The following is a 12,654-nucleotide window of genomic DNA, read 5'->3' on the forward strand; positions in this document are numbered from 1 at the left end:
GCCCCTCACCCGCCAGGTATGGCTCCATGTTCGTTTGGTTTCGACAATGGCTCAATCGTCCACGCACGATCCAGATCGGCGGGCGGCCGTTCGTCAGCGAAGGCCTGACCCAGCGCATCTGGGACGATATCTACCATTTCGCGCTCAATATCCGCTGGCCCACGTTTTTCGGGCTGGCCGCGGCGGCGTTCCTGGCCCTCAACACGGCATTCGCCGCGCTGTACCAGCTGGGCGACCACGCCATCGCCAACCAGTTTCCGCGCAACTTCGCCGGCGCGTTTTTCTTCAGCGTGGAAACGTTGGCGACGGTGGGCTATGGCGACATGCATCCGCAAACGATGTATGCCCACATCGTGGCGACGGTGGAGATCTTCGCCGGCATGTTGAGCATCGCCCTGGTCACCGGCCTGGTGTTTTCGCGCTTCTCGCGGCCGCGCGCCAAGATGCTGTTCGCCGATCATCCGGTGATCCGCCAGGTGCATGGGCAGAGCACGCTGATGATACGCGCGGCGAACGCGCGCCAGAACGTGATTGCCGAAGCCTCCGCCAAACTGCATCTGCTGCTGCGCGAGACATCCCCCGAAGGCTTTCGCCTGCGCCGCATCCACGACCTCAAGCTGGTACGCGACCGCCATCCGGTGTTCACGCTGAGCTGGAGCCTGATGCACGTCATCGACGAAGGCAGCCCGTTGTACGGCATGAGCCAGGAACAACTGGCGACCACCGAAGCCACCCTGATGCTGTGCATCGAAGGCATCGACGAAACCACCGCGCAATCGATGCTTGCCCGTCATCAATGGAGCCATCGCGAGTGGCGCTGGAATCATCGCTACATCGACCTGGTGCACGACGACGACCAAGGCGTCAGCCACATCGATTACGGCGTGTTCCACCATGTGCTGCCGGTGGAAGACAACGAGAACACCGATCGCTTCTGAGCGACGCTCAAAGCGTCAGCAGCACCTTGCCGATGGCGGCGCGGCTTTCCAGATAGGCATGCGCGCGGGCGCCATCGCGTAGCGGGATGCGCGCGGCAATCTGCGGCCGCACGCTGCCCTGTCTGATCTGTTCAAACAGCGCGGCGGCGCGCCGGCGGCGCTCGGCCGGGCCGGTCAGCACGTTCCACAGGTCGCCGCCCGTGAGGGTGAGCGACCGGTCCATCAACAGGCGCGGGTCGACCGGGTCCGGGTCGCCCGCCGCCATGCCGTAGAACACCACAGTGCCGCCGATACGGGCGACCGCCATGCTGTCCGGCAGCGTGCGGCCCACCGAGTCGTAGACCACGTTGGCGCCGTGCCCGCCGGTAAGCGAACGGGTGGCCTCCACCCAATCGTCGTAGCCCACCGCCACGTCGGCGCCTGCGCCGATCACCGCATCGCGCTTGGCCTCGCTGGAGGCGATGCCCAGCACCACCGCACCGAGCGCCTTGAGCATCTGCACCAGCAGCAGGCCGACGCCCCCGGCAGCGGCATGTACCACCGCCACGTCGCCGGGTCGTACCACAAAACTGTCGGTGACCAGGTATTGCGCGGTCAGCCCCTGCAGCAGCACCGCGGCGGCCGTATCGGCATCGATATCGTTGGGCAAAGGGATCAGGCGGTCGCGATCCACCGCCACCAGCTCGGCGTTGGCATGCGGCATATCGGCAAAGCCCACCCGCGTGCCTGCCGGGAACTGGGTATCGCCCGGCACCGGCGTTTCGACCACGCCCGCCCCTTCGTAGCCCAGCACCCAGGGCGCCGTGCCGCTGAGATGGTAATTGCCGTTGCGGCGGTAAACGTCGGCGAAGTTGAGGCCAACGCTGTGCATGCGGACCAGTACCTGATCGGGGCCCGGCACGGGGTTCGGACGCTCGCTCCAACGCAGGACGTCGGCGGGGCCGAAGCGGTCAAAAGTCAGTGCGTACATGGACGAGGTCCTGATCCAAAGCGGCCGTGGTTGGCAAGTTTGCCCTGCAGCCGGGCTCCCTGACAGACGCGAGTGAAAAAACAGTCGCTTTTTCCTTACGGGAAGCTGTATTTTTGGTCAACGCAACGAGAAATCACGCGTTATTCACCGTCATTGGCCGGCAGGTCACGGCCATTGTTCAGGGAGACAGCGCCATGCGGCGAACCTTTGTCGTGGGTTGCCCACGTTCCGGGACCACCATTGTCCAGGCTTTGCTGGCGCGCCACCCTGCGATCTATACGCTGCCGGAAACGGCGTTTTTTGAGCAGTTGCACGGTGATCTGGCCTGGCGCTGGGGTGATGCCCGCGTGCGCCAGCGCCGCCGCCGCTGGCGTCAGTCGCTGGGCCTGACCCGCCGGCATATCCGCGAGACCTTCGCTGCGCTCCATGTCCAGCTGGCCGGCGCGCGCCCACCGATGCCCTCTGCCTACCACTGGCGCACGCTTTCCAGTCAGTTTCTTGCACTGCTGGACCGCTCGGCGGTGGTGGCCGGGCGATCGATGTGGCTGGAGAAGACGCCCAACCACTTGCTCTACATCCCCGAGATCGAATTGCTGGCGCCGGACGCACGCTTTGTCCACGTGGTGCGCCGGGGCATGGACGTGCTGGCCTCGCTGGCCGACGTCTATCTGCGCTTCGAGAACGACGACGCCTTCGGCGGCGGCACCGTGCACTGGGCGCGCCGCTGGAACAGGGCGATGGAGATCCACAGCCAGCACGTGGGCCGACTCAACCATCATTTCGTGTTTCTCGAGGATCTGGTGCGCCAGCCCGATATCGAATGGGCCCGTCTGTGCGCCTTCCTCGACCTGGCGCCGGACGCGCCGCTGGACAACGCCTGCCAGCAGTCCATCGCCAACCTCAACGACGAGCCGTGGAAGATCTCGGCCATCGAAGGCCAGTTGCGCGAAGCCGATCCCAAGGTGGACGGCCTGTTTGGCCCCCGCATGCAGCGCTGGCTGCAGGGCCGGCTGGCCTCCTACGAGGACCTGCGCGCGCAGTGCCAGGCGGTGCGTGCCCGTCCCGCCGCACGCGTGCGCAAGGCGTACGACACGCAGGTGGCGGGCGTCGGCTAAAGGCCGGCGCGCCGGCTTCGGTCACCCGCCGGGTACGGCCACTTCGCTGGCGCGGTTGAAATCGCCGATGGTCTCGACCAGCTCGGTCACCGCCATTCGCTCGACCTCGGTAAGGTCGGGATTCCAGCTGTCGAGGATCACCACCACCCGCGTGCTGTCGCTGCGATTCCACGCCTCGTGCTCGAAGGTGTCGTCGAAGGTGACGCAGCGGCCCTCCTTCCACTCGTGCAGCTCGCCGCCCACATTGATCGCGCAGTCGCGCGGCACGATCAGGGGTAGATGGGTGACCAGCCGCGTGTTGGTCACGCCACGGTGCGGCAGGATGTGCGTGCCCGGCCGCAACACGGAGAACAGCGTCTCCGGTGCATGGTCGCGGATGCGTACCAGCGGAACGCCTTCCAGCACCGCCGAGGTGCGCGGGCAGCGCAGGTGATGCTCATCGAAACGGTCGCCATGGCGATAGAAGAAGAAGGCGTCCCACGCGGCGGGTTGCTCGCCGGATGAGCGCAGATGCCCCTTGAGCCCTTCTTCGGTCTGTTCGCCGAGGAAAGGCTCGAATGGCCGGTTTTCCGCCAGCACCAACTGCAGTTCTTCGCGGATCATCGCGGTGGCGTCCTGCAGATCGGCCTGCCACGGGAAGCGCTCCGCGCCGTAATAGGCCTGGCTGGGAACGCCCGGGAAATAAAGGAATTTCGGCTTTTGCCGGGGATCGGGCAGCTCGGCCCGACGCTCGCCCAGATAGATCGCCAGGCAGGCTTCCACGCGGGACAGCGCATCGCGGCCGTAATGCGCGCGCATCGGCTCCAGTACCGCATCAAACGTGCGGTGGCGACCTGCGTCAATGAAGCGCATGGCATGCTGCACCGCCTGGCGCAGTCCGGGCGCGGTGGTGTCGTCGCTCATCCAGCGCCCCTGTGCCTGGGCGGCGTTGACCGCGCCGAAATAGGCCAGCAGCGCTCGATGCATCTCGCCCAGTTGCTCCAGCGCGATGCCCAGGCGCAGGCGCGCCACGAACATGTTGGGCGCGATGTCCACGCACCGGCGCAGGCTTGCCGCGGCGCCGGCGAGGTCGCCGGCGACGGTCTGCGCCACGCCCAGCTGGTGCAGAAGATCCGGATGTTCCGGGTGCGCCTTCACCGCGGCCGTCAGCATGGCCAGCGCGCGACTGATGTCTCCCCGCGCCAGATGGCGGCTGGCCACGAATTGCAGGGCCTCGGCATCGTCGGGCACCTGCTCCAGCAGGCGCGCGAAATACTGCTCGGCCAGTGCCGCATCGCCCTGCCGCAATCCGTTGAGCGCCATCTCACGCAGCGCCGGCACTGCCACTCCCACTCCGCTATTCATCGTTGCTCCCGCCGCTTGCGACATCACTGATGCATTGCGCACCGCGGTCCCCACCCCGGTGCATATGGGCATAATAGACGCGTTTCGACGGGCCGCACGCGCTTTTTTCGTGAGCAGGAAGCTGTGTCGCGGTAGTCCTACCCTTCGATCGGGCCACTGATGAATTCGCGACTGCAAGGGCTGGGACCATCAGCCACCCAACAAGTGATGATCGCCGCCCAGGCGCTGGACGCCGGGCGCGCCGACGAGGCCGACCGCCAGCTCGAGCGCGTGCTCGCCGCCTATCCCGACCATCCGGAAGTGCTGCGCATGAAAGCCGGCATCCTGAGCTTGCGCGGCCAGCACAACGACGCCGTCCGCCTGATGCAGCGCGCGCTGGCGCAGCGTCCGCAGGACGCGCTCTACCACAACACGCTCGGTTCGCTGCTGGGCACGGCGGGCGATTACGAAGGCGCCATCGGCGCCCTGCGCCGCACCTGCGAGCTCGAGCCGAAACTGGCGATGGCCTGGTACAACCTCGGCATCATGCTGACCAAGTCGGTACGCAACGAAGAAGCCGCGCAAGCGCTGCAGCGTGCCGTGACCCTCGCCCCCGATCACGTCGCCGCCCGTGCACTGCTGGCGGACCTGCTGCGCACGCGCGGCGACGTCGAGGCGGCGGCAGCGGAATATCGGCGCGTGCTGTCGGTGCGTCCCACCTTCGGACTGGCCTGGTGGGGCCTGGCTGATCTGCGCACGCAGCGCTTCGATGCCAAGGACGTCGCGCAGATGCAGGCGGCGCTGCAGCGTTCCGATGCGACGGAAAACGAGCGCATCGCCATCGGTTTCGCCCTGGCCAAGGCCTTCGATGACGACGGGCAATATGCCCAGTCGCTGGAGGCGCTGGCGCGTGCCAATGCCACCGCGCGTCGCTACCAGGCCTGGAATGCACCGCATTTTTCCAACGCGATCGGCACGATCTCGGATGCGTTCGAGCCCGCACCCGCCGGCAGCAAGGAGCCGTTGGGCCGCAACGTGATCTTCATCGTCAGCCTGCCCCGTTCGGGTTCCACCCTGGTCGAGCAGATTCTCGCTTCGCATTCCCTGGTCGAAGGCGCCGGCGAATTGCCGGATCTTCCGCAGGTGCTGGCCGAGGAAACCAAACGCCTGGGCGGCAAGCCCATTCCGCAATGGGCACGCGAGGCGACACCAGCGGACTGGCAACGCCTGGGCCAGCGCTACCTCGATCGCACGGCGCGCTGGCGCAGCGAACGCCCGGTCTTCACCGACAAGCTGCCCAACAACTGGATCTACATCGGCGCCATCCGCGCCATGCTGCCGGGCGCGCACATCGTGGTGGTCCGTCGCGATCCGCTGGAGACCTGCTTCTCCTGCTATCGCCAGCCGCTGGACGGCAGCAACGGCTATAGCCGCAGCTTCGATGATCTGGCCGCCTTCTGGCACGACTTCGACCGCAGCGTGTCGCGTAGCGCCGCGCTGCATCCCGCGCACGTTCGCCAGCACAGTTACGAGGCGATGGTCGCTGAGCCGGAAACGCAGATCCGCGAGCTGCTCGCGTTCTGCGGGTTGCCGTTCGAAGACGCCTGTGTGAACTTCCACCAGAACCAGCGCGTGGTGCGTTCGCCCAGTGCGACCCAGGTGCGCCAGCCGATGCGCACGGACACCGCGCGCTCACAACGCTACGGCGCACTGCTCAATCCCTTGCGAGCCGCGCTGAAGTTGCCGGCCCTCGACGCATGACCATCGCCAACACGCCCCTGGGGAGCGTGTCGGCACTGTTGGACGCGCTCGCGTCGCAGCCACAGGACGATTGGCTCGCGCAGGGGCGCGCACTCGCGTTGCGCTCGGACACAGCGACCGCACTCGCCGTTTTCGACGCCGCCGCGACGCGCTTCCCCGAGTCGGCCGAGATCCGCCTCGGGCTGGCCGGGCTGCTCTGGCAGAACGGCCACAGTGAGCGGGCGGAACAGTTGCTGCACGAGTGGCTGCAGTCCCATCCCGGCGATACCGGCGCCGCCTTCCTGCTCGCCTCGCTGCTGCGCGAACAGGGCCGCCTGTTTGCGCTTGGCCAAGTGCTGCTCTCGGCGTTCGCGCAGGGTCCGCAAGAGGTGGATACCGTCATTCGCGCGGTCGAGATGCTCGATGATTATGGACGGCCAAACGAGGCGTTCACCATCTGCGAGAACGCCATACGTGCAGGCACTGACGATCCGCGCCTGCACGCTTACGCCGGCATGCTCGGCATCCAGCTGGGCCAGTTTGAGCGCACCCGCGCGCACTACGTCCGCGCGCTGGAGCAGACGCCTGATGCCATCGACTGGAACATCCCGCTCGGCCTGGCCGGCCTGCAGCGCTACACCGATCGTGGCCATGACGATTTCGCCTTTTTCCACGGCCTGCTGCAGCGGCCCGGATTGAGCGAGCCTACGCGCCGCGCCGTACTGTTCGCGCTGGGCAAGGCGCACGACGACCTCGGCGATTTCGCCTCGGCCGCCACCTATTTTCGACAGGCCAATACCCTCGCCCACGCGGGCAGCCAGTGGTCGCGCAAACTGTGGAAACGCAGCATCGAAGCGCGCCTGGCGGCACCGGCCAACCCCCTGACGCTGCCGCCGGCAGACGACTGGACGCCCGTCTTCATCGTCGGCGTACCGCGATCGGGAACCACCTTGCTCGCGCAGCGCCTGGCGCGCTATCCGTCGGTGAAGGTTCGCGGCGAACTGGGCTGGCTGTCGTTCTGGGAACAGCGGCTGGCGACCGTCTCGCCCTCGCGCCAGCAACTGGAGGAGGCCGCTGGGCAATACGCGCGGCAGCTGCGCCAGGATGATGAGCCCGCGCACTGGTATATCGACAAGCAGCCGCTGAACCTGCTGCGCGTGGACCTGGCCATGGCGCTGTGGCCGAATGCGCGGATCATCCATTGCGAACGCGATCCGCGCGACACCGCCCTGTCATTGTGGTCGCAGTCGTTCCATGACCCGGCCCATGATTACGCCTATGACATGAGCGACATCGCCACCGTCATCCGCGACTGCCGGCGCCTGGCGGCGCATTGGCGCGAACGCTATCCCACCGCGTTCCTCAGCGTGTCCTACGAGCAAGTGGTCGAAGCGCCGGAGCAGACGTTGGCCACGGTTGCGCAGTGGCTGGGCGTTCCCGACCCAACAGCGCAAGCAGCCATGCTGCCAGAACAAACCAACGCTATCGCAACAGCAAGCGCCTGGCAGGCACGCCAGGCGGTGTATACCCATGCGGTCGGACGCTGGAAGCATTACCTGCCGCATATGCCGGAGCTGGCGGCAATCAACACACGCTGATTGCCGCCCCGCCTCACACCGACGTGGTGTCGTAGCCCCAGTGGCGAAGCATGGGCTCGAGTATCGGCAACAGCGGTTCGAACTGCTCGCGATACTTGTGCCAGCGGCCCACGCCCTTGCGGTTGATCGGCTCGATCACCTGCGAGTAGCTGGGAGTGGCGATGTACTCCTTGCTGCGGGCATGACGGTCGAAACCGAGCATGGGCGAGGCGTCGTCCAGTTCCAGGAAATTGGCGATGTGCGACACCTGGCCAGGGAAGTCATCAACCAGATCTTCGTAGCGCGAGACCAGCACCGACGGCTGCAGGATGTTCACCTCGTCCAGCCAGCGCTCCATGGTCTCCACGTAGGCATGGGCCAGCCGCTCCAGGTTGCTGCAGGCGGCCGCCAAGGCACTCGAACGGAAGCTGTGCATGTAGCAGCTCAGGACGACATCGCACGGATGGCGCACGGCGAGTACGAACTTCGCTTGCGGAAACAGCCGATACATGATCGGCAGCCAATGCATGTTCAACGGATTCTTGTCGACCAGGCGCGCATCCGGATTGCGCTGGATCCGCTCGCCCACCATCGCGTGGTAACGCTTGCGCAATTCATCGGCATCGAACTGGCGCAGCACGCTCAGGTCATCGAGGATGCGGCGGTCGTGATTGCCCAGGATGCCGGCGAGCCGGTTGAAGAACGGGGTTTCGTCCATCGACTGCAAGCCCGGATGCGCGTCCAGCACCTGCTCAAGCAAAGTCGTACCCGAGCGCGGAAAGCCCACGACGAAAATGGGCGAATCACGCGTCTCTGGCGCCGCCAGCGTAGGCCAACGGGCAAATTGCTCGGCGGTGACAGGCGGCGCGTCGACCGGCATGGCGGGCGCGCCGGCCACGAAGAATTCCGGTGAATCGAAGCGCCGCTCATCCGCTTCTATGCGGTGAGCGACGTGCAGCGCTTCCATCGCGGATGAGGTTTCGCCCAGCTTGTCGTACACCGATGCAAGCTGGAAGTAATGGCTGTAACTGTTTGCCGCTTCCGGACCCACCCGCTCGAGCAGATCCTTGGCGGTGGCAGCATCGCCCTTGCGCAATGCCAGCGTGGCGAGCAGGTGACTGGCTTCTTTGGACTGCACTTCGGTGGCGTTCGAGCCGGCGCGCAAGACCGGCGCGAGCACGGCTTCGGAATCGGCCAGACGGTTCAACCGCTCATAGTGATTGGCCAGCAGCAGGCGCACGTCGAACTGAGCTGGCCAGCGCGCCAGCAAATCCTCCAGCAGGTCGACCGCGTCGGGAATGTCGTTGTTCAAGGTCAACACTTGCGCCAGCGACAGCTGCAGGTCGTCATCGTTGAACGGTAGCCATTGCCGCCAACGACGAAGCAGTTCCGTGGCGCCTTCCGTATCCTGACAGTGGCAGCAGGCGCGCGCCGCATCGATGCGGGCAGCCAGCGAATCGGGGTCCGCGGCGACCACATCTAGCAAGAGGTTGCGCGCCGTCAGGTAATCGCGCAGTTCGATCAACAGCAGCCCAAGTTGGCTTTTGGCAGTGTCGTTGCCCGGATCCAGCTCCACTGCACGCGCAAAGGCCTTGGCAGCCTCGGGCACATTGCCGGAGTCCTTCAGGGCGGTGGCGTAATTGTTCCAGCTGCTGGTGCTGTCCAGTTGCTGCGCGAGCTCGGCGTAGAGGGGCAAGGCCTCGTCTACACGCTTTTGCAGGTGCAGGCTGAGGGCGAGCATCAAGGTCAGGTCGGTTTGCTGGGGGTAGCGCAGCAGCGCCTCGCGACTCAGTTGTTCGGCGCGCTGGAGCTGGCCACTCTGGATGGCGGCGGTGATCTGGGTGAGTTCGTTCGGAGCCATGGCTTCACGCAAATAAAGAAGGGCCGCGTGATGACTCACGCGGCCCTCAAGGTTAACGCTTATATCTACGACTTAGAACTTGACCGTGACGCGAGCCCAGTAGTAGCGGCCCATCAGGTCGAAGTCGCTCGGGTCGGTGTTGGCGTTCAACGTGTTGTTCGCGTACAGCATGGGCGGCTGCTTGTCGAACAGGTTGTTGATGCCGAAGTCCAGACGGGTGTTGATCATGGCCAGGTTGTAGCCGACCGACACGTCGTTGTACGTGGTCGCACCGTACTTGAGGATCGTGCCCGACTCACCGTTCGGGAAGCTATCCTGCGGCGAACCCGTCGCTGCACCGTTCTGGAAGCGACCGATGTAGCGCATGCGCCACTGGGCACTCCAACCACCGGCCTGCCAATCCACGAAGGCCTGACCGCGCCAACGGGGGAACAAGCAGACGCCAGCGTTATCCGGGCAGGCAGCCGAGGCAGCCGAACCGTACGGGAGCAGGTGACCGGCGTTCTTGTAGGTGACCGAACCTTCCACGCCCGGCGCGGTGACCTGGTCGTAGTACTTCAGGTAGGTCGCGTTCAGGCCGACGTTGAACTGGCCGAAGGAGAACTGCGGCAGCTTGTAGTTGGCCGAGAAGTCGATACCGGAGGTATTCAACGAACCCAGGTTACCCGTCGGCTCAACCGTCGACTGCAGCAGCTGACCGGCGTTCGGGCCACCGGCCTGACGCTGGATGTACTGGCAGTACTGGGTCGAACCATTGGCGCAGAGGTTCAGCAGGCTCTGCAGACCCACCGTGGTGATGGTGTCGTTGAGGTTCACGCGCCACAGGTCGACCGTGGTCGACAGGCCCGGCACGTAGGACGGGCTGTACACGAAGCCGAAGTCATACGACTTGCCGTGCTCCGGCTTGACCGGGAAGCCTGCCACGCGCGAACCCTGCACCACAGCGCCAGCCTGCGTCTGCGAGACGACGTACTGGTTCTGGAAGGTGCCGTTGGCCGGCACGTTCGCGCAAGCGATGGCCAGCGGCGAACCTGCCGGGGCGCCAGCGTAGTTGGTACACGGATCGGTGTGGATCAGCGGAGCATCCGAACCCGAGAAATACAGCTCGGTCAGGTTGGGAGCGCGGAACACGTCTTCCATGGTGCCGCGGAGCAGCAGGTCGTCGAACGGCTTCCACTCGAGCGCGAACTTGAAGTTGTTCGTGCTGCCGAAGGAACCGATCTTCGAGTAACGGTCACCGATGGTCAGGTTCAGCGACTGGATGCCCGGGAGGCCGGCCAGGATCGGGATGAACGTTTCGGCGTACAGATCCTTGGTGGTGTAACCACCCTGCACGGCGCTCAAGCACTGGCTGCCCAGGATACAGCTACCGGTCGACGGATCGATCTCCAGCTGCGGAGCCGGCACGGTGTGCTGGTAGTCCTTGCGCCACTCGAAACCACCGGCCAGCTGCACGGCACCGGCCGGCAGGCTGAACAGCTCGCCGCTCAGACCGGCGTGGTAGGTCTTTTCGATCAGGTAGCTGTTCGACGGGGCCGTCACGCTGGCCGCACGCACGGCAGCAATGCTGGCTGCCGACGAATTGGGCTCGAACGGATTGAACTGGCAAGCCACCGGATCGGTACCGGCCGGGCAGGTCGCCACGCCATTGGTGACAGTGGAATCGCCCGTGTAGAGCTTGGTCTGGTCGACCAGGCCAGCCGTCGTCGTGACGATGCTCTGGTGGCCGTAGTTGAAGCCGACGTCCCAGTTCCAGTTCTTGTCGAAGACGGTGAAGTCGCCCTTCAAGCCCGTATTGATCTGGGCGTCGGTACGGCCGGTGAAGGCCTCACGCAGGCCAGCCGAGGTCAGACGCTGGGTGAAAGCGTTACCGCTGGCGGTGCCGAAGCCGCCGCCCGACATCACGCCGTTGACCAGCTGCGGCGAGTTGAACACGTTGAAGCCGTTGCCCGCACTAACCGACGCGGCGGTCGAGGTCGAGCCGTACACGGCCGGAGCCAGCTGGAAGTTGGCCGAGGTCTTGTTGTAGACCGCGTCAACATAGGCCGTCACGTGATCGGCCAGGTGGTACTCCGCATTGATGAAGCCGCCAGTGCGCTCCTGCGGGGTCATGATCAGGTTGACGGCCGCGTAGTTGTACTTGTCGGCGTTGCCGTAGCAGTGATAGTTCGCCGAGCTGAGCACGGTCGGATTGCCACCTGCGTTCAACGACACGCGGTTGCAACCGAGGCCCAGTGCTGCAGCCTGCGAATCGCCAAGCTGGATGCGGCCGACCGGGGTCGAGGACGAACCACCGACGGCGACCTGGGTGCCGGACAGGCTGAGCGCGTTCTTCGAGAAGTCGCGGTTGGCCGACAGGACACCGTCCTGCTTGTTGTAGCTCAGGCCGGCCATGATGCTGCCCTTATCGGACGTCTGGCCGAACGTGAAGGTGTAGCCGCTCTGGTCGCCGTCGGTACGATCGGACTGGCCGACGTTCGCGGTGAAGGTGGCACCCTGGTAGTTCTTGCGCGTGATGAAGTTCACCACGCCGCCGATCGCATCCGAACCGTAGGTGGCCGACGCACCGGTCGGCAGCACTTCGATGCGCTCGATGGCATCGGCCGGGATGGCGTTCGGATCCTTGCTCAGCAGGCGCTGGCCGTCGATCAGGATCAGGGTACGACGCGAACCCAGACCGCGAAGGTTGATGGACGAGCCACCGGTACCGCCGCCGTTGTTGGTCTGCGGGTTGACGTTACCGCCGGTCATGGCCGGCAGCTGCTGCACCAGGTCGCCAAGCGTCTGCTTGCCGGTGGCCTGGATCTGAGCGCGATCGATGGTTACGACGGGACTGGCCGTCTCGACGTCTACGCGGCGAATCAGCGAACCGGTCACGGTGACCGTTTCGAGAGTCTTGCTCTTGCCCTGGTCAGCGGCAGGCGCCGGCGTAGTGGACTGCGCGTCCTGCGCGAAAGCGGTAGTGCCGTAGGCGCTTGCTGCGAGCATGCCCAGCGACAGAGCCAGACGCACCGACGTGCACAGTTTATTTTCCCCGAACTTCATGAGAACACCCTCCCGTTATTTATATTGACTGGGTTTGACAGACTTTCCCCGCCTCAAACCCGCGCCCGATTCACCCAAACAATTC

At 65.3% G+C, this 12,654-nt stretch carries 8 protein-coding genes; 4 read left to right on the plus strand and 4 right to left on the minus strand.

Going from position 1 to position 12,654, the window contains the following annotated elements; all coding sequences use genetic code 11:
• Positions 1–26 precede the first annotated feature (26 nt).
• A complete protein-coding gene (locus Y882_RS07600) occupies positions 27–938 on the plus strand; it encodes an ion channel (RefSeq protein WP_046971306.1) in 912 nt (303 codons plus the stop codon).
• 7 nt (positions 939–945) lie between these two features.
• Here Y882_RS07600 and Y882_RS07605 read toward each other — a convergent pair whose 3' ends face one another.
• Entirely contained in the window at positions 946–1,908 is a 963-nt protein-coding gene (locus tag Y882_RS07605) for a quinone oxidoreductase family protein (protein WP_046971307.1), read from the minus strand.
• A gap of 194 nt (positions 1,909–2,102) precedes the next feature.
• Between Y882_RS07605 and Y882_RS07610 the strand changes: the two genes are divergently transcribed.
• Positions 2,103–3,023 (plus strand): sulfotransferase family protein, encoded by a 921-nt coding sequence (locus Y882_RS07610; protein ID WP_046971308.1) that lies wholly within the window; start codon positions 2,103–2,105, stop codon positions 3,021–3,023.
• Between the two features lie 21 nt (positions 3,024–3,044).
• Here the strand turns inward: Y882_RS07610 and Y882_RS07615 are convergent, their stop codons facing one another.
• On the minus strand, positions 3,045–4,367 hold the full coding sequence (locus Y882_RS07615; protein WP_052949775.1) for an aspartyl/asparaginyl beta-hydroxylase domain-containing protein: 1,323 nt from the start codon (positions 4,365–4,367) through the stop codon (positions 3,045–3,047).
• A gap of 159 nt (positions 4,368–4,526) precedes the next feature.
• Between Y882_RS07615 and Y882_RS07620 the strand changes: the two genes are divergently transcribed.
• Positions 4,527–6,107: a tetratricopeptide repeat-containing sulfotransferase family protein gene (locus Y882_RS07620; RefSeq protein ID WP_046971309.1), complete on the plus strand. Its 1,581-nt coding sequence runs from the start codon at positions 4,527–4,529 to the stop codon at positions 6,105–6,107.
• A complete protein-coding gene (locus Y882_RS07625; RefSeq protein ID WP_082120999.1) occupies positions 6,104–7,684 on the plus strand; it encodes a tetratricopeptide repeat-containing sulfotransferase family protein in 1,581 nt (526 codons plus the stop codon). The genes Y882_RS07620 and Y882_RS07625 overlap by 4 nt, the downstream gene beginning before the upstream one ends.
• A gap of 13 nt (positions 7,685–7,697) precedes the next feature.
• Here Y882_RS07625 and Y882_RS07630 read toward each other — a convergent pair whose 3' ends face one another.
• Entirely contained in the window at positions 7,698–9,524 is a 1,827-nt protein-coding gene (locus Y882_RS07630) for a tetratricopeptide repeat-containing sulfotransferase family protein (protein ID WP_046971310.1), read from the minus strand.
• 72 nt (positions 9,525–9,596) lie between these two features.
• The gene (locus tag Y882_RS07635) at positions 9,597–12,569 is read right to left on the minus strand and encodes a TonB-dependent receptor domain-containing protein (protein WP_046971311.1); all 2,973 of its coding nucleotides are present in this window, start codon (positions 12,567–12,569) and stop codon (positions 9,597–9,599) included.
• Positions 12,570–12,654 lie beyond the last annotated feature (85 nt).

Origin of the sequence: Dyella japonica DSM 16301, assembly GCF_001010355.1 — a bacterium.
Lineage (GTDB): Bacteria > Pseudomonadota > Gammaproteobacteria > Xanthomonadales > Rhodanobacteraceae > Dyella > Dyella japonica.